Source organism: Kitasatospora sp. NPDC088783 (genome assembly GCF_044750705.1).
GTDB lineage: Bacteria > Actinomycetota > Actinomycetes > Streptomycetales > Streptomycetaceae > Kitasatospora > Kitasatospora fiedleri.
Genome location: NZ_JBIVKJ010000022.1, coordinates 22,962 through 40,546, shown reverse-complemented (window position 1 = coordinate 40,546; position 17,585 = coordinate 22,962). Strand labels below are relative to the sequence as shown.

The 17,585-nt window shown below is 73.8% G+C and carries 16 protein-coding genes; 3 read left to right on the top strand and 13 right to left on the bottom strand.

Annotation, left to right across the window (positions count from 1 at the left end; all coding sequences use genetic code 11):
- Positions 1-4: 4 nt before the first annotated feature.
- The gene (gene sbnA / locus ACIP60_RS34810) at positions 5-985 is read right to left on the bottom strand and encodes a 2,3-diaminopropionate biosynthesis protein SbnA (RefSeq protein ID WP_100838049.1); all 981 of its coding nucleotides are present in this window, start codon (positions 983-985) and stop codon (positions 5-7) included.
- A 263-nt stretch (positions 986-1,248) separates the two neighbouring features.
- Between sbnA and ACIP60_RS34805 the strand changes: the two genes are divergently transcribed.
- Complete coding sequence (locus ACIP60_RS34805; RefSeq protein ID WP_100838048.1) at positions 1,249-1,896, top strand: response regulator transcription factor; 648 nt, start codon at positions 1,249-1,251, stop codon at positions 1,894-1,896.
- A 36-nt stretch (positions 1,897-1,932) separates the two neighbouring features.
- Here ACIP60_RS34805 and ACIP60_RS34800 read toward each other — a convergent pair whose 3' ends face one another.
- The 7 genes from ACIP60_RS34800 to ACIP60_RS34770 all read right to left on the bottom strand — a co-directional run bounded on the left by ACIP60_RS34800 (position 1,933) and on the right by ACIP60_RS34770 (position 8,690).
- Complete coding sequence (locus tag ACIP60_RS34800) at positions 1,933-3,084, bottom strand: acyl-CoA dehydrogenase family protein (RefSeq protein WP_400692602.1); 1,152 nt, start codon at positions 3,082-3,084, stop codon at positions 1,933-1,935.
- A complete protein-coding gene (locus ACIP60_RS34795) occupies positions 3,081-3,782 on the bottom strand; it encodes a hypothetical protein (RefSeq protein ID WP_400692600.1) in 702 nt (233 codons plus the stop codon). The genes ACIP60_RS34800 and ACIP60_RS34795 overlap by 4 nt, the downstream gene beginning before the upstream one ends.
- Positions 3,752-4,648, bottom strand: a complete 897-nt coding sequence (locus ACIP60_RS34790) for a hypothetical protein (RefSeq protein ID WP_400692597.1) — start codon at positions 4,646-4,648, stop codon at positions 3,752-3,754. Before ACIP60_RS34790 ends, ACIP60_RS34795 begins: the two co-directional genes overlap by 31 nt.
- Positions 4,649-4,650: 2 nt before the next feature.
- The gene (locus ACIP60_RS34785) at positions 4,651-4,923 is read right to left on the bottom strand and encodes a phosphopantetheine-binding protein (protein WP_100838045.1); all 273 of its coding nucleotides are present in this window, start codon (positions 4,921-4,923) and stop codon (positions 4,651-4,653) included.
- 122 nt (positions 4,924-5,045) lie between these two features.
- The gene (gene lysA, locus ACIP60_RS34780) at positions 5,046-6,314 is read right to left on the bottom strand and encodes a diaminopimelate decarboxylase (protein ID WP_400692593.1); all 1,269 of its coding nucleotides are present in this window, start codon (positions 6,312-6,314) and stop codon (positions 5,046-5,048) included.
- Positions 6,304-7,734, bottom strand: a complete 1,431-nt coding sequence (locus tag ACIP60_RS34775; protein ID WP_400692591.1) for a hypothetical protein — start codon at positions 7,732-7,734, stop codon at positions 6,304-6,306. Before ACIP60_RS34775 ends, lysA begins: the two co-directional genes overlap by 11 nt.
- A gap of 26 nt (positions 7,735-7,760) precedes the next feature.
- On the bottom strand, positions 7,761-8,690 hold the full coding sequence (locus tag ACIP60_RS34770) for a 3-oxoacyl-[acyl-carrier-protein] synthase III C-terminal domain-containing protein (protein ID WP_400692589.1): 930 nt from the start codon (positions 8,688-8,690) through the stop codon (positions 7,761-7,763).
- 432 nt (positions 8,691-9,122) lie between these two features.
- Between ACIP60_RS34770 and ACIP60_RS34765 the strand changes: the two genes are divergently transcribed.
- The gene (locus ACIP60_RS34765) at positions 9,123-10,166 is read left to right on the top strand and encodes a hypothetical protein (RefSeq protein WP_400692586.1); all 1,044 of its coding nucleotides are present in this window, start codon (positions 9,123-9,125) and stop codon (positions 10,164-10,166) included.
- A 611-nt stretch (positions 10,167-10,777) separates the two neighbouring features.
- Positions 10,778-11,533: a BTAD domain-containing putative transcriptional regulator gene (locus ACIP60_RS34760; protein ID WP_400692584.1), complete on the top strand. Its 756-nt coding sequence runs from the start codon at positions 10,778-10,780 to the stop codon at positions 11,531-11,533.
- A gap of 61 nt (positions 11,534-11,594) precedes the next feature.
- Here the strand turns inward: ACIP60_RS34760 and ACIP60_RS34755 are convergent, their stop codons facing one another.
- From ACIP60_RS34755 to ACIP60_RS34735, 5 genes are all read right to left on the bottom strand, one after another.
- On the bottom strand, positions 11,595-12,323 hold the full coding sequence (locus ACIP60_RS34755) for a 4'-phosphopantetheinyl transferase family protein (protein WP_400692581.1): 729 nt from the start codon (positions 12,321-12,323) through the stop codon (positions 11,595-11,597).
- A 4-nt stretch (positions 12,324-12,327) separates the two neighbouring features.
- A complete protein-coding gene (locus tag ACIP60_RS34750; protein ID WP_400692578.1) occupies positions 12,328-13,275 on the bottom strand; it encodes an ATP-binding cassette domain-containing protein in 948 nt (315 codons plus the stop codon).
- Between the two features lie 3 nt (positions 13,276-13,278).
- The gene (locus ACIP60_RS34745; RefSeq protein ID WP_100838039.1) at positions 13,279-13,485 is read right to left on the bottom strand and encodes an MbtH family protein; all 207 of its coding nucleotides are present in this window, start codon (positions 13,483-13,485) and stop codon (positions 13,279-13,281) included.
- 167 nt (positions 13,486-13,652) lie between these two features.
- Complete coding sequence (locus tag ACIP60_RS34740) at positions 13,653-15,845, bottom strand: MMPL family transporter (RefSeq protein ID WP_400692575.1); 2,193 nt, start codon at positions 15,843-15,845, stop codon at positions 13,653-13,655.
- A 260-nt stretch (positions 15,846-16,105) separates the two neighbouring features.
- Complete coding sequence (locus tag ACIP60_RS34735; RefSeq protein ID WP_400692572.1) at positions 16,106-17,416, bottom strand: sensor histidine kinase; 1,311 nt, start codon at positions 17,414-17,416, stop codon at positions 16,106-16,108.
- Between the last annotated feature and the right edge of the window lie 169 nt (positions 17,417-17,585).

The window sequence follows — 17,585 nt, the reverse complement described above, 5'->3', positions numbered from 1 at the left end:
GGTGTCAGCGGGCCTCGGCCCGGAGCGTGTCCTGGAGCACGTCGGGGCCGTACAGGTCCGTCACCCACGTGTCCTGGTAGACGGTGTCCAGGTAGCGGTCGCCCAGGTCGGGCGCGATGGCGACGGCCGACTCGCCGCCGTCCAGCGGGTGTTCGGCCAGGAAGGCGACCGCCCCGCTCACCACCGTCCCGGTGGACCCGCCGAACAGGAAGCCGTGGCGGGCCAGCCGGCGGCAGGCCCGGATGGTGTCGGGCTCCGCCACCATCACCACGTCGTCCACCACGGACTCGTCGAGCAGCGCCGGCCGCACGCCGGTGCCGAGGCCCGGGATGTGCCGCGGCTCGGGCGGGCCGCCGAAGGTGACCGAGCCGACCGCGTCGACCGCCACGATCCGCACCGACGGCTTCTGTTCGCGCAGGTAGCGGGCGCAGCCCATCAGCGTGCCGGTGGTGCCCGCGCCGACGAACAGCACCCCGAGGTCGGGGAAGGCCTTGAGGATCTCCGGGCCGGTCAGCCGGTAGTGCGCCTGCCAGTTGTTCGGGTTGGCGTACTGGTTGAGCCAGAGGAAGCCCTCGTTGTCCGCGCAGAGCCGGCGCACGTGCCGGATCCGCGCCCCCAGCAGCCCGTCGACCCGGTCCGGCTTGGTGATGACGTGCACCTCGCTGCCGAACACCTCCATCAACTGGCGGGCGCCGAGGGTGCAGCGGGAGTCGGTGACGCAGATGAACCGGTAGCCGCGGCTGGCGGCGACCAGGCTCAGCGCCACGCCCAGGTTCCCCGAGGAGCTCTCCACCAGGGTCGACCCGGGCCGCAGCCGGCCCGACCGCTCGGCGGCGCTCACCATCGCGTGCGCGGCCTTGAGTTTGATGGAACCGGCGAAATTGAAGCCCTCGCACTTGAGCATCAGGCGTTGTCCGACGACCGTTTCGAGATTGACGAAAACGTCCTCGGCATTGAATTCGTACGGAGCGGAGATGACTTGAATGGGACACCGTCCACGTCGATATCGCCGGCGGGATGATTTTCGGGCCGGCTCGGTTACAGCGGTGGATGCCTTCGTCGGTCACGCGTCGTGGAATCCCTTGCAGCGCCTGACCTCACGATCATTTCAAACGGCGCTGACAGGCAGTTGACCAGGCGCTGACCGATTGCGGCTTGCTTGCTTGGCCATGGGGGCATTGCTAGCTTGTGGCCGGAGGGTTTCCGGCCCGGCGGCCGGGACTGACGGGGAGACACGGGGGACCGATCATGCGCCTGGTACTCGCGGAAGACCAGTTCCTGCTCCGTGAGGGCCTGTCCCGGCTGCTCGAACTGAACGGTTTCGACATCGTCGCCGCGGTCGGGTCGGGTCCGGAGCTGACCAGGGCGCTGGCCGAGCACGAGCCCGACGTCGCGCTGGTCGACATCCGGATGCCGCCCACCCACACCGACGAGGGGCTGCGCGCCGTCTTGGAGGGCCGCCGACTGCGGCCCGGACAGCCCTCGTTGCTCCTCTCCCAGTACGTCGACCAGCTCTACGCGCAGGAGTTGCTGGCCGACGGCGACGGCGGGGTCGGCTACCTGCTCAAGGACCGGGTCTTCAACAGCGACCAGTTCATCTCGGCCCTGCACCAGGTCGCCGCCGGCGGCACCGTGATGGACCCGAACGTCGTCTCCAGGATGCTCAGCCACAGCTCGCAGGACCAGCAGATCGCCCGGCTCACCGAGCGCGAGCGCGAGGTGCTCGGCTACATGGCCGAGGGCCGGTCCAACGCCGCCATCGCCGCGGCCCTGGTGATCACCGAGAAGGCCGTCGCCAAGCACATCAACAGCCTGCTCGCCAAGCTCGACCTGCCGCCGTCCAGGGACGACAACCGGCGGGTGATGGCCGTGCTCGCCTACCTCAACCGGGTCTGACCGGGCGGGGTGCGCGCTGCCGTCCGCGGGGCCGGCTCACCCGTCCACCCGGCCCGACAGCAGGCCCTGGAACAGGTTCAGGTGCTGGATGTTGCGGGTGCCCTCCATGAACTCCACCCCGCGCGCGTCGCGCACCAGCTTGTCCAGCAGCGGGTGGGTGGCCCGGGCGGCGGGCGCCAGCAGTTCGCCGGCCTCCAGCGTCACCTCCTCGGCCAGCCGGCAGGCCCGGGCCTTCGCCGCCGAGGCGAGGTACCCGTCGCCGGTGGCGTCCACGGCGGCCGCGGCCCGGTGGACGAGGGCGCGGGTGGCCCCGATCCGCCGGCCGATCCGCTCGATCCGCTCCCGGGCGGTGCCCCGGGCCGCGGCCCGGTGCTCCAGCAGCAGGTCGTGCGCCGCGCCGGCGACGCCGAGCGCGAGGGCCGCCACCGAGGGCCGCAACTGGTTGAAGACCTGGACGGAGGCCCAGATCCCGCGCCGGGTCGGCGACAGGTGCCGGCCCAGCACCCGCTCCGGGTCGACCCGCACCCGGTCCAGCGTGACGGCGCAGATCCGGGCGCCGCGGACGCCGAGCGAGTCGAGCGGTTCGGCCCGGTAGCCCGGGTCGCCGGTGTCCACCAGGACCGCCGTGACGCCGAGCGGGCCCGGCCGGGTGCGGGCGAAGACCGCGGCGACCCGGGCCCGCGAGGCGTTGCCCACGTACCGCTTGGCGCCGGTCAGTTCGAGCGTGCCGTCCCCGGCCGGGCGCAGCGCGGTGTCCAGGGCCGAGGCGTCGGAGCCCCGGTCGGGTTCGGTCAGGGCGAAGCAGGTCCAGGTGGGCTCCGCGAGCACCCGCCCGTAGAACCACTCCCGCTGGGCCCGGTCGCCGAGCTGTTCGACCAGGACGCCGGACATCGAGGGGCCGGGCGCGGCCAGCGTCATGCCGATGTCGCCGCGGGCCAGTTCCTCCAGCACGACCGCGCGTTCCAGCGCGGTGGTGCCCTCGAACCGGTGCGGTCCGATCCGCAGCGGCGGCCGGCCGAACTCGGCGGGGACGCCGAAGGTGCTCATGAAGCGGACGCCGGGCAGGTCGAGGTGGTCCGCGATCCGGTCGGGGTCGCGGTCCAGGTCGAGCGCGGCCGCCGCGAACCCGGCGCCCCACTCGCGGGCCCGGTCGCGCAGCGCGGCCAGGCGGCCGTCCGGCGCGGTCACCGGTCCTCCTCCGCGGGCAGGTGGACGTCGGCCAGCAGCTCCGAGACGTGCGCGGTGGCGCCGGGCCCGTCGGCCAGGTAGCCGTGGGCGCCCAGCAGCCGCAGCAGGGCCCGGCCGGTGTCGGTGAGCTGGCGGTGCAGGTCCCGCAGCGCGGGGCCGGTCAGGTCCGGCGGCGCGGTGGCGTCCAGCAGCGCGGCGAGCTCCAGCTGGTGCCCGAGCGCCTCGGCCAGCTGGCCCTTGACCAGCTGCTGCATCAGGACGGTGCTCCCGCCGCTGGCCCGTCCGGCCAGGTGCGCCAGGCAGGCGTCGCGCAGGCCCTGGACCAGGCCGAGCCGCAGCCGCAGCAGCGCCGTCCGGTCGACGGCCGCCCCGGCGCGGGCCGCCCGCGGGTCGTGGACCAGGACGACCGCGCCGCCGGGCAGCGGGTGGCGGCGCACCGGGTCCGGGCCGGCGGCCGGCTCGGGCAGCAGCGTGTGGCCGGTCGGCCCGAACGGCGGGGTGTCGCCGTGCGCCTCCAGCAGCAGGCGCAGCGCGGGGAGCAGCCCCTCGGTCCGCGCGACCCGCTGGAGCTCCGGCGCCGAAGCCGGTGCCGGTGCCGGGGCCTGCGCCGCCAGTCCGGGGGCCTGCGCCGCCGGGGCGTGCGCCGCCGGGGCGTGCGCCGCCGCGGTCACGGTGCCGGGGCGGGGTCGACGCGGCACACCGACAGGTCGCCCAGGGCGGGGTCGTACTCGGCCAGCAGGACGGGCGCCCCGGTGGGCAGCCCCTCGGCGAGCAGGCTCAGCGGGGCGGTGCACGGGTAGCCGGCCGCCGCCCGCCGGGCGACGGGTCGGCCGGGGTCGGGTTCGGGGCCCGCGTCGGGGCCGGCGTCGAGGCCGGGTCCGGCCAGCAGCGCCGCGGTGCCCCGCGGGTCCAGTTCGGCGGCCAGCTCGCGCAGCGCCCGGCCGGCCTGCCGCGGGTCCAGTCCGCAGACCTGGCGCACCTGGTAGCCGTCCGGCCGGCCGGCGTCGACGGCCTCCAGGACCAGGGCCGCCGCGCTGTCGCCGGCCAGGCGCAGCGGCCCGTCGGCCGGGACCCGGTAGGGCAGCACCGTCTGGTCGAAGGCCAGCACCAGGGCCCGCCGGAAGCCGTGCCGGTGGGCGTAGCTCTGGGCCAGCGCGAGGGCGCTGAACGGCGCGGAGCGGCCCTGGTCGGTGACCGCGAGCAGCAGCGGGCGGCCGGGGAGCCGTTCGGCGAGGGTGGGCGCGGTCAGGGTGGTGGGCAGCAGGTCCGGGGTGGCGTAGGCCAGGACCATCAGGTCGGTCGCGGGCTGGGGGCCGAGCCGGTCGAGCAGGTCGGCGCCCATGTCCTGGAACCGGTTGCCGGTGGCGCCTTCGAGCACCGCCCGGTCCAGCACGAGGCCGGCGTGGCCGGTGTGGTCGAGGAGGTAGCCCCGGTCGACGGGGTTGTCGAGCCGGGCGGTGCCGGTCGGGAAGAACCGGTGCGCCGCCGCGGTCACCGCGAGGCCCGGGTGCCGGGCCGGGCCGCGCGCGGCGGCACCGGCCCGCTCCGGTGCTGAGACGGACATCCTCAGGCGTCCAGCTCGGCGGTGATGAAGTCGGCCAGCGACCGGACGGTGGCGAAGTGGCTCATCTCCAGCTCGTCGGTGTCGAACTCCCCGTCCAGCAGCTCCTCCAGGCGCAGCAGCAGGTCGAGCACGCCGGTGGAGTCCAGGCCCAGGGTATCGAAGAGCTTGGTGTCGGGTGCCAGGTCGCCCAGGTCGCGCTGGAGCACGGCGCCGAGCGCCTCGGTGATGGCGGCGACCACCCTGGTGCGGTCGGTGGTCTCGATGGTGTCGGTCATGTGGATCGCGCCCTTTCGTGGCGTGGTGGCGTGGTGGCGTCGCGGTGGGGTGCCTCGGTGGTGCGGTGCCGTCGCGGCGGAGTGCCGTCGCGGTGCGGTGGCCCGGGCCGCCGGGTCGCGGGTCAGTCCTGCTCGACCAGGCGCTGCTTGCGCAGCAGGTCCTCGGTGCTGTCGGCCTCGCGCACCAGGTGGGCCCGGCCGTCCTGGACGAGCACCTCGGCGGGGTGGCCGTGGCTGAGGAAGAGCACCGGTGAGGCGCTCGGCCCGTAGGCCCCGGAGCGCTCCACCCCGAGCAGGTCGCCGGCCCGCAGGTGCGGCAGGCGGACCTTCTTGCCCAGGGTGTCGTTGGGGGTGCAGAGCGGGCCGGTGACGTTCCAGACCTCGTCGGCCGGCTCGTCGTAGCGGTTGAGCAGCCGGATCGGGAAGTTGCGCTTGACGAAGGAGCCGATGCCGACGGCGGCCATGTGGTGGTTGGTGCCGCCGTCCGCGACCGCGAAGTTCTCGCCCATCGAGGTCTTCGTGTAGCGGACCCGGACCACGTACGTGCCGCTCTCCGCGGTCAGGTAGCGCCCCAGTTCCATGATCATCCGGGTCCGGGGGTGCGCCTCGGCGAACTCCGCCAGCACCGGGTTGACCTCGCGGGCCAGCAGGGCCAGGTCCAGGTCCCGCTCGCCCTCGAAGTAGGAGACGCCGAGGCCGCCGCCGATGTCGACCATGTCGAGTGCGAACTCGTGGTGCGCGGCGATCCGCCGGGCCAGTTCCAGGATGCGGACGGTGTTCTGCACCACCGCGTCCTCGTTCAGGATCCGGGTGCCCATGTAGACCTGGACGCCCATCAGCCGCACGTGCTCGTACTGCTTGCCGAGCGGGGCGCCCTCCAGCAGCCGGGCCTCGTCGATGCCGAACTGGCGCGGCTTGCCGCCCATGGTCAGGCCGGAGCCCTTGACCGCGAAGCTCGGGTTGACCCGCAGGGCCACCGGGGCGACCAGGCCGAGCCCGGCGGCCAGTTCCTCGATCAGCTCCAGTTCGGGCAGCGACTCGCAGATGACCGCGTAGACGCCCTGGGTCAGGCACTCGGTCAGCTCGGCGCGGCTCTTGCCGGGCCCGAGGAAGACGATGTCCTGCGGCGCGACGCCGGCCCGGCGGGCGGTCAGCAGTTCGGCGAGCGAGGAGACCTCGGCCCGGGCGCCGTGGCGGTGCAGCAGCGCGCAGACCGCGATGTTGGGGTTGGACTTCATCGAGAAGAACACCTCCAACCGCGGGTGCAGCAGCGCGCGCAGGTCGGTGATCCGGCGCCGCAGCGCCTCGCCGTCGTACACGTACAGCGGGGTGCCGAACTCCTCGGCGAGGGCGGTGGCGTCCAGGCCCTGGACCTGGAATTCAGCGCTCATGCTGGTCCCTTTCGACTGCGGCCGGGGACGGGCCCTGGGGCCGGGCGGGGGTGGGGGCGGAGGCCGCGGCGCGGCCGAGCCGCTCGGTGACGGCGGCGTCCAGCGCGGCGAGCTCCTGCGCGGAGCCGCCCATCAGGAGGCCGTAGAGCCGGCCGTTGAACGGCGTGCCCGCGGCGGCGCCGGCGTTGACCGTGGCGAAGTTGTTGACCACCAGGCCGGTCCCGCCGGGTTCCCGGAGCAGCAGCCCGTCCAGCAGGTCGCGGACCGCGCCGAACGGCAGCGGCGCGGTGAGCGTCAGCGGGTAGTGGCGGGCCAGCGCGGTGCGGCCCGGGCCGAGCAGCTGCTCCTGGAGCCGGACCTGGTAGGTGGACATGTTGTTGCGCGCGTTGATCTCGATGACCGGGTAGAGGCCGCCGTCCGGGTCGGTCATCGCGTCCACGCCGACCACGCCGTGGAAGCCGTCGGCGGCGAGCCGGGAGCCGAGCAGTGCGGCGGCGCGGCCGAGTTCGGCGAGCTGCTCGGGGCGGAGGTCCGGCGGGAAGCGGTGGCCCAGGTGGACGCCGTTGGCGGTGATGGCCTCCTTGACGAAGTCCAGGTGGACCGAGCCGTCGCGGCCGATGGTGAACTGGTAGTTGAGGTCGGCGGCCTTGGCCACCCGCTCCTCGATCACGAAGGCGATCCGGTCGGTGCCGGCGGCCTTCGCGGCGTCGGCCACCATCCGCCGGGTGCGCTCCAGCCGCCGGGCGCTCTCGATCACCGAGATGCCCTTGCCGGAGACCCCGAGCGCCTCCTTGAACAGCAGCACGGCGCCCTCGTCCAGCAGCGCCGCGGCGGCGGCGACCGCCTCGTCCAGCTCGGCCGTCGTCGCGCAGGCCCAGCCGCGCGGCTGGCGCAGGCCCAGCTCGTCGGCGATCCGCCGGCTGTGGACCTTGCTGTTGACGGCCTTGCACAGGGCGGCGGGCGGCCCGGCGATCCCGATGCCCGCCTTGGCGGCCAGGTCCTCCTCCAGTTCGGAGACCCCGTGCGGGAGCAGCAGCGCGCCCTGTTCGCCGAGCTTGGCCAGCACGGCGAGCAGCCCGGGGTCGGCCAGCGCGTCCCGGGTGACGGTGTTGCCCGGCAGCTGGTCGGCCACCACGTGGACGGTGGGCAGGCGCAGGCCCAGTCCGCGCAGGTAGTGGAGGTACTCCCGGTCGGGGGCGGTCTTCAGCACCACGTGGTCGTCGGCGCCGCCGAGCAGCAGCGCGAACTCGTCCATCCGGTTGACCACCGCGGTGTTGCCGGCCGAGGTGAGCCGGGGCAGTCCGATCTCGCCGCGCGCCCACTGCTCCTCGACCTCGAAGTTGCCCAGGAACACCAGGGCGGTGCGGTCGTCCTCGGTCACCGCGGCCTTCAGCCGCTGGTTGAATCCCGGTTCGGTCATGCCCTGTCCTCCCGTCGCGTTCACGTTCAGTGCTCCACGACCATCGCGGCGAAGCTCGCGCCGACCCCGACCGAGACCATCAGGTAGCGGTCGCCGGGCCGGAGCCGGCCGAGGGCCTGGGCGCTGGCGTAGTTGATGAAGGGGTCCGCGCCGAAGCAGTGGCCGGTCTGCGGGATGTTGTCCAGGAAGATCCGGTCCACCTCGACGCCGAGGCGGTCGCTGAAGCGCACCCAGGCGATCCGGTTGACGTTGTGCGGCAGTACCAGGGCGATGTCGGCGACGGTCAGGCCGGCGTCGGCCAGCGCCTCGTCGATGACGCCCATCAGCATGTCGGGGTAGATGTCGCGGAAGGCGGCGAAGCCCTCGTCGGACATCACCAGGCCGGGGTCGCCCACCGAGACGGTGCGGGTGGCGAAGCCGAGCACCCGGTCGCGGGTGGCCGCGGCGGAGACCAGCACGGCCGCCGTGCCCTCGCCGGTGATGCCCATGCCGGCCAGCACCTGGGCCACCTGGGTGTACGCCTTCTCGCCGACCAGCACCAGGGCCAGCGCCTCCGGGTCGGGGTCCTCCGCCAGCAGCATGCCGGCCACGTCGACGGCCACCAGGCCGGAGGCGCAGGCCTGTTCGGTCAGGGCGAAGGTCTTCGCGTGCCGCAGTCCGGCCTCCCGGCGCACCTCGTGCAGCGGGCTGAGCGGGTACGGCGAGAGGAAGCGCTGGGTCCGCGGCCGGAGCACGTAGCGGACCTTGTCCTCCCGGCCGCGCAGCGCGGTCAGCTTGCCGACGGCGGCCAGCAGGCTCTCGGTCTCGCTCTCGGTCTCGTCCCAGCAGACCTCGGACAGGCCGAACCCCCGTCCGTAGCGCCGCAGTTCGGTGTCTGTCAGGCCCAGCGCCCGCTGGCGGTCCGCGATGGACACCTGGGTGGGCCAGTGGGTGGATACCTCGATCAGTGAGGTCACGGCTAGCCGGCTCCTCTCAGCCGCAGTCGACGGTTCGGCGTGGTGATCCGGGGCGGACACCGTCGTGGGTGCCGGGCGGTGGCCTGGACAGGCACCGGCCGGGTGCCGTGCCCCTGCACGGCTGGTCCCCCGGGCGGCACGCCCAGGGGGACGGGGATCAAGCTAGTGGACCGAATTGACAAACGACTGACCGAATACTGACCACGCGACGATCGAGGATGACCACTGTGCCGGCCGCCCACCGGACCGCCGGGACGAGCTAACGCACCCTCAACTCGCTTGCCTGCCAAGGAAGATGATCAGCTAAGCTGCGATGGCTCATCGGACGAGGCGGGCCGGAGCCGCTCGCCGGCGCACGCGCGCCCCCGACCCGGCCACCGCCCGGACGCCGCCACGGAGCACCCCACACCCCCCTTCGAACCGAGGAACGCCATGTCCCAAGAGAGCCTGCTCTTCCTCAACCGACCGGCCGTGCTCGCCTGCCTGGAGAAGCTCGACCCGGTCGAGGTGGTGGCGGAGGTCCTGCGCGACCAGGCCGCCGGGCGGACCGAGATCCCCGCCGAGGGCTACCTGCCGTGGCACAACAGCAACGGCGCCTACAGCCGGGCCATCGCGATGCTGGGCGCCCTGCACCGCGAGGAGGGCTCGGTCTACGGCATGAAGCTGATCAACGCGGCCGTCGACAACCCGTCCCGGGGCATCGAGCGGGCCGGCGGCCTGAGCTTCGCCTTCGACCCGGAGACCGCCCGGCCCGGGCTGATCGCCGAGGCCGGCTACCTGAGCGCGATCCGGACGGCCGCGTACACCATGGTCAGCCTGCGCGAACTCGGCCCCGAGCGGTGGGACGGCCTCACCCTGCTCGGCACCGGCGCGCTGGCCCGGGCCCACCTGGACCTGCTGGTCCGCACCTTCCCCGAGGCCCGCCGGGTGACGGTGTTCGACCTGTCCGCCGAACGCTCGGCGCAGCTGGTCGCCTGGGCCGCCGAGCGGCACCCGGGGCTGGCCGTCACGGTGGCCGCCACCGCGGCCGGGGCGGTCGCCGCCTCCCCGGTCACCGTCACCCTGACCACCAGCGACGACCCGTACGTGCCGGCCTCCTGGATCCGGCCGGGCAGCTTCCTCGCGCACGTCTCGCTGGGCGACCTGACGGAGGAGGTCTTCCTCGGCGCCGAGGCCGTGTACGGGGACGACCTCGACCTGATCGAGGAGAACCCGCGCCGCATCCTCGGCCGGCTGCTCCAGGAGGGGAGGGTGACCCGGCCGGGCACCGCGTCCGCGCCCGGCACCGGCCCGGGGCGGCCGATCGACGGCACCCTGGGCCAGGTGCTGCTCGGGCGGGTCCCGGCCGTCCGGCCCGGCACCGGCTACGTGGTCAGCAACCCGTTCGGGATGTCCATCCTGGACGTCGGCATGATCGACGCCGTCCGGCGCACGGCCCTCGAACTCGGCGTCGGACAGCGGCTCGACCTGCTCTGACGGTACGCCGACACTCCAGCACCCCCGCGTGGCACTGCCTGACGGGGCATCAGGTAGCGTCCGCGGGGCGGGTGTTGGAGGTTTACCGGGGCCCTGGAATCGGCAAGGAATTCGACCGATCGTGTTAGGTTGATCCGGGCCGCATTGCCGACTGCGGTCGGCGCCGGCGGTCGGCCCACGCCTGCTCACCCAGGAAATACTCGGTACACGTCCGCCCCTCGGAAGGGCGCGGGCGATTCGGACGGACACGACGGGGGAAATCAATGATCAACCGCTTGGTCTTTTCTCCACCCGGGCGCCTGGGCCGCCCGGTCCCGCTACCGGGGCAATGTCACCTTCTGCCGTAGCGCTGCGCCACGAAAGCACGCTACGGGCGGGCCATTGGCCCGCCCGTCGGCCTTAGGCCGCATCCCACCGCACACCACCCCATTGACCGGTTGTAGGGATCAGCGCCGCCCAGTGGAGACAGGCCGGGCGACGCATGCGCAGACGTGTCCTTATGCGGTCAGAGCCTCGGAATCGGGTCGCAGAAAATGAGATATTACCACCCAGTAGAAAGCCGGTTCGACGCCAGGAACCGGGTATCCATCGAAATCCTCGGATCGCTGCGGGTGTCGATCGAGGACCGGCACGACAGCATCGGCGCGAACCGGGTGCGGACCCTGCTCGCGGTGCTGAGCTTCAGCCCCGGCGAGGTCGTCTCGATGGACGTCCTGATCGAGGAGCTCTTCTCCGACCAGGCCTCGAAGAACCCCAAGAACGCCCTGCAGGCGAACATGCGCCGGCTGCGCACCTCCCTGGAGGCGGTCACCGGCGTCCCCGGGAACCTGCTGGTGCCCACCTCCGCCAACGGGTACCTGCTCGACCTGCCCCCGGAGGCGGTCGACGCCCGAAGATTCGACGCGCTGGCCGCCTGCGGCGCCGCGCTGCTGCGCGACCAGCCGTACGAGGCGGCGCAGCGGCTGGAGGAGGCGCTGCGGCTCTGGCGCGGACCGGCCCTGCTCGACGTCTCCGGCGGGCTGCGCTGCCACAGCCAGGTCAACCGGCTCAACAGCCGCCGGCTGGACGCCCTGGAGGACCTCTACGAGGCCCGCCTGAGCGTGGGCGCCGAGGGCAACGCGGTCAATGAGCTGGAACAGCTGGCCTGCGAGCACCCGGAACGGGAGCGGATGTCCGAGTTACTGATGCTCGCGCTCTACCGGGCCGGCCGCCAGGGCGAGGCGCTGGCGACGTTCCAGCGGGTCCGTTCCTGGTTGAACAACGAACTCGGACTGGAACCCCGGAAGAAGATGCGCGGTCTCCAGCAGGCCATCCTGGCCCAGGACCCGTCGATCGACGCCGGCCTGGTCTGGGCCGACGCGCGGTGACCGGCTGAGTTCCCCCCTTCCGTTCGGCGGGCCCCTCCGGCTGTTCCGGCAGCCGGAGCGCTCACGGCACGTCCAGCGGGCCGTCGAGGTCCCACTCGGCCAGTTCGATCCGCCCCGGGGTCTCGACGGCCAGGGCCGCCGCGTACCCGGGGCCGGGATGCAGGTCGGCCATCGCGATGGCCGGCGGGCCCGCGCCCCCGGCCCCGGGGACGCCGCTCCAGGACAGCAGCGCCGCGCGCTGCCCGGGCGCGGCCAGGGTGAGGCCGCGCAGCGGCACGGAGAGCCCGCGGCCGACCGCCTTGAGGACCGCCTCCTTCCTGGTCCAGTAGACGTGGTAGGCCGCCGGCCGGTCCTCCGGGCGGATCTCCCGGAAGTCCGCCAGCTCCCGTTCGGAGAGCACCCGGGGCGCCAGCCGGTCCACCTCGCGCGCGGCGACCCGCTCCACGTCCACCCCCGGCTCGGCGTGCTCGGTGACGGCCAGCACCACCCGCCCGCCGGAGTGCGACAGCGAGAACCGCGCGGCGGCGCCGGGCACCCGCGGTTTGCCGTGCGGGCCGCCGCAGTACCGGCACCGACGGCTGAACGCCACCGCCCTCGGCGCCACCCCGGTGGCCCGGCCCAGCGCGGTGCGGACCAGGGCCCGGGCGGTGGCGTACCGGGCCCGGTCCTCGCGCGCGGCCAACTGCCCGTACCGGGCCCGTTCCTCGTCGGACATCAGGGCGCGCACCCGGGCCCGGTCGACCACCGGCGACCAGAGCACCCGGCAGCTGACCGCGTTCGGCTGTGCCATCGCGCTACGCGGCCTGGTGGCCGGTGAGTTCCAGGAACACGTCGTCCAGCGAGGGGCGGCGCTGGGCGAGGCCGCTGACCTGGATGCCGGCCGCGTGCAGCGCGGCGGCGGCGGCCGAGACCCCGGCCAGCCCGTCGTTCAACTGCACGCCCAGCACGCCCCTGCGGTCGTCCCGGGTCAGCTCGCCGACCATCAGCGGGTTCAGCGCGGACAGCGCCGCCGGCAGGTCGGCCGGATCGGCCACGGTGACCTCCAGCCGCTCCTGGCCGACCTTGCGCTTGAGCTCGTCGGCGGTGCCCTCGGCGGCCACCACGCCCTTGTCGATCACCACGATCCGGTCGGCCAGCTCGTCGGCCTCCTCCAGGTACTGGGTGGTCAGCAGGACGGTCACGCCGTCGGCCACCAAGTCCCGCACCACGGACCACAGGACCAGCCGGCTGGACGGGTCGAGCCCGGTGGTCGGCTCGTCCAGGAAGATCACCTCGGGGCCGCCGACCAGGGTGCTCGCCAGGTCCAGCCGGCGCCGCATGCCGCCCGAGTAGGCCCGCAGCGGCTTGTCGCCGGTGTCCGCGAGGTCGAACCGCGCCAGCAGCTCGTCCGCCCTGGCCCGGGCCCCGGCCCGGCCCAGGTGCAGCAGCCGGCCGAGCAGGACCAGGTTCTCGCGGCCTGTCAACTCCTCGTCCACCGCGGCGTACTGGCCGGACAGGCCGATCCGGCGGCGCACCTCGCGCGGCGCGGCGGCGACGTCGAACCCGGCCACCGCGGCCCGACCGCCGTCCGGTCCGAGCAGGGTGCTGAGGATGCGGACCGTCGTGGTCTTGCCCGCCCCGTTGGGGCCGAGCAGCCCGAGCACGGTGCCCGCCGGGACGTGCAGGTCGATCCCCTTGAGGACCTGCTGGTCCCGGTAGTTCTTGCGGAGGCCCTCCGCCTCGATCGCCGCCTGGGCCGCCACGGCTCAGGCCCCGCGCTCGATCAGGCTGAGCGGCCGCAGGTCGGTCCAGTTCTCGTCGACGAAGCGCACCGCCTCCTCCCGGGGCACCGAGCTGAGCGCCTCGCGCCAGCCCGCCGGGACCTCGGCGAAGGCGGGCCACAGGCTGTGCTGGTTCTCGCCGTTCACCAGTACGTGGAACGTGCCGTCGGGATCGTCGAAGGGGTTGCTCATCGAGGTTCCGTCCTGTCCGTCTTCCAGGGTCAACTCCGTTGACCACTATGCTCCATGGCTGCTGACGCGGAACTGACGAACGGCTGATCGCCGCCGTCCGCCGGGGCCGCGCCGGGACCGGGGCGGGGTCCTCGCGACCCCGCCCCCTCCGACGTCCGCCGGGCCGGTCAGACGTCCACCGGCTCCTGGTACGCCCCGTCGCTGCGCCGCGGCAGGTCCGCGGTGACCGCCCGGCCGGTGCGCGAGGGCCACCAGTTGGCCCGGCCCAGCAGGGTCATCGCGGCCGGCAGGACGAAGATCCGGATCACCGTGGCGTCCAGCACGATGGCCACCGCCAGCCCGACGCCGATCTGCTTCAGCTCGATGAAGGTCAGCGTCCCGAAGGTGGCGAACACCGCCACCATGACCGCGGCCGCGCCGGTCACCACGCCGGCGGTCCTGGTGATGCCGTCCAGTACCGCGTTGCGGGTGGTCATGCCGGCCACCACGCCCTCCCGGATCCGGCTGACCACGAAGACGTGGTAGTCCAGCGACAGGCCCGACAGGATCACGAAGAGCAGCACCGGCACCCAGGAGACCACGTGCCCGGTCGAGTGGTAGTCGAGCAGCCCGTCCGCCCAGGTGTGCTGGAAGACCAGGCACAGGAAGCCGAACGAGGCGGCGACCGAGAGCAGGTTGAGCACCACGGTGGTCAGCGCCACCACCACCGAGCGGAACGCCAGCACGATGATCAGGAAGGTCAGGGCGAACACCACGCCCATCACCATCGGCAGCCGGTCCTTCAGGTTGGCGGTGTAGTCCATGTCGTCCGCCTGGTCGCCGCCGACCGCGTACTCCACGCCCGGCAGGTCCTTCAGCGCCGCCGGCACCAGCACGTTCCGCAGCCGGTCGACCGAGTCCCGGGCCGGGGAGGTGCCCGGCGGCGTCGGCGTGCCCGCCTCCAGGACGGCGCCGCGCCCGTCCGCCGAGACCCGGACCGTCGGCGGGATGTCCCTGGCGAACAGCGGTTCCCGCCCGAGCTGTTCGGCCAGCTGCTCCAGCCGCCCGCGGACCGCCTCCTGCTGCCCGGCCGGCGCCTTCACCGCCACCACGTCGGTGTTGGCGTTCGAGGGGAACTCGGCGAGCAGCCGGTCGTAGCTCTGCATCGTGGCCAGGGTGCGCGGGTAGTCCGCGATCTGGGTGGCCTTCAGGTCCATCCCCAGGGCGGGCAGCGCCAGCGCCACCAGCGCGCCGACCGCGAGCACCAGCGAGACCAGCGGGTGCCTGGTGGCCGGGCGCAGCAGGAAGTTCCAGGCCCGCGGGTTGCTCCGGCTCCGGGTGAGGCGCCACACCAGCGGGATCCGCGGCCGGTCGACCGCCCGGCCCAGCTTGACCAGCAGGGCCGGCAGCACGGTGACCGCCGAGAGCATCGCCACCGCGACCACGATGATCGCGCCGGTGGCCATCGAGGCCAGCATCAGGTCGCCGGCCAGGTAGAGCCCGGCCATCGAGACCAGCACCGCGACGCCGGAGACCACCACCGAGTGGCCGGAGGTCGCCGCGGCGATCTCCACCGCCGAGGTCGCGCCGTAGCCCTTGGCCGTCTCCTCGCGGAAGCGGCGCAGGTAGAAGAGGCAGTAGTCGACGCCGACCGCCAGGCCCATCAGCACGATGACGTCCGTCACCGTGCCGGGGTCGGGCACCACCTGGGAGGCCAGCGCCCACAGGCCCAGGGTGGAGGCCACCGCGGTCAGGCCCAGCAGCACCGGCACGCCGGCCATCACCACGGCGCCGAAGATCAGCGCCAGGATGACCAGGGTGACCGGCACGCTGATGGTGGTCGCCTTCTGCAGGTCCTTGCCGAGCCAGTCCTGGAAGTCGCTCTTGATCGAGGCTTCACCGACCTCCTCGACCCGCAGGTCGGGGTGCGCCTGCTGGACCGCCCGGGTGGCCGCCAGCAGCGGCGCGACCCGGTCGTTCGCGGTGTCGGGGTCGCCCTCGACGGCGACCTGCAGCAGCAGGACCCGCTGGTCGGCCGAGGGGATCGGGTCGGACACCGAGGCGACCCCGGCGAGCGCGCCGAGCTGCTGCTTGAGCTCGGCGGCGGCCGCGGCGGACGCGTCGTCCAGCCGGCCGTCGAGCGGGCCGACCAGCACGTTCTCGGTGGCCGGGCCGCGCAGGCCGTTCTCGTTGACGATCCGGTCGGCCGTGGCCGCCTGCCCGACCAGGAGTTCCTGGTTGGTGGCCTCCCGGCCCTTCACCACCGTGCCGATGGAGAAGGCGACCACGGTCAGCAGCAGCCAGACCAGGACGGCCCACCACGGATGGTTGGCGCTCCACCGGCCCATCCGCGAGGCGAAGTGGCGTTTCTTGCCCGTCATGTCGATCGGTCCTTCGGTCAGGAGCGGAAGAGGAGTCGTGTCTTCGGCGGGCGGGGACCGCCCGGCGGGCCGGGGGGAACGGGTGCGGGCCGCTTCCGGGCATGCCGGGGGAAGGGCCGTCGGGCACGCCGGAGGAGGAGCCGCCGGGCATGCCGGAGGAGGAGCTGTCGAGCATGCCGGAGGAGGGGCCGTCGCGGGGCCCTGCGGCCGGGGAGGGGCGCCGCCGGCCCGCGGCGCCCCCGTGTGGCCGGTGGCGGGGGCTAGTCGCCCTGGGTGGTGCCGGTGTCGGGCAGCAGGTCGCAGCCGATGGAGAAGGCCGCCATGGTCGGGCCGCCGGCGGGGCTGTTGATCGCGAGCAGGCCGTCGAAGGCGGCCAGCCGCCGCTCGACCCCGCGCAACCCGCTGCCGCGGCCGGCGTCGGCCCCGCCGACGCCGTTGTCGTGCACGGAGACCCGCAGTTCGCGGTCGACGTAGTGGATGTCGACCGTCACCTCGGTGGCCTTGCCGTGCTTGGTCACGTTGTTGAGCAGCTCGGCGATCGCGAAGTAGGCTGCCGACTCCACCGGGGCGGGCAGCCGGCCCGGTACCGAGCCGGTCAGCTGGACCCGCTGCGGCAGTTCCAGCGTCAGCGTGCGGACGGCGTCCACCAGGCCGCGGTCGGCCAGCAGCGGCGGGTGCACGCCGTGCACCAGGTCGCGCAGTTCGTTGAGCGCCTTGGCCGAGTTGTCCTTGGCCTCGGCGAGCAGCGCGCGCACCGCCGCCGGGTTCTGCTCGATCAGCGACTCGGCGGCCGACAGCGTCAGCCCGAGGGCGACCAGCCGGACCTGGGCGCCGTCGTGCAGGTCGCGCTCGATCCGGCGCAGCTCGTTGGCCTGCATGTCCATCGCGTCCGAGCGGGAGTTGGCCAGGTGCTCGACCCGGTTGGTCAGGTCGGCCCGGGTGGAGCCCAGGACCAGCCGCACCCAGCGGCCGTGCAGCCCGAGCATCAGCCTCGGCAGCAGCAGCACGCCCACGGCGAGCTCCACCGCGCCCAGGACGGCGGCCAGGATCGCGGTGCCCTGGCTCCGGACCGGGACGAAGGTGAACCAGATGCCGTCCCAGGACTCGCTCAGGCCCTTCCACGCGAACGGCAGCGCCAGGCCCCAGAGGCCGCCCAGGATCGCGACGGCCGGCAGCAGCGCCAGCACCGGACCGACCACCGGGTTGACCAGCGTCCAGAGCAGGTCCCGCCAGGTCGCGCGCTCACCGAGCATCCGGTGGGCCCGCCGCAGGCGGGTCCGGGCCGGGCCGTCGGCGGGCTCCGGCGGGTAGGCCGCGTCCACCCGGACGCCGGACCAGCGCAGCGCCAGCCGGCGCTGCAGGCGGGCGTCCGCCCGGATCGCGTCCAGCGCGCCGGGCAGCAGCAGCAGGCCGACGCCGACGAAGCTGAGGCACACCACGAGGCAGAACCAGAGCAGCAGCAGCGCCTCCCCGAGGGCGATCCCGGTCAGGGACACCCCGCGGAGCACCAGCGCGGCCGCTCCGCCGAGCTCCGGTCGGGTCTTCTCCGTTCCTTCCACACGTGCACTCATGTCCTGGCCCCATTTCGCCTTCACCGAATCACTGTGCTTCCAGCATGACGGCCCGTCAGGCGGATTTCGGGGGTGCTAGTACCCCTCTTGCCCGGGGTACCACCACCCCCGGCGGGGGTACGGCACGGTGCCCCGGACGCCTGGGCGTCCGGGGCACCGTGCCGTGCTC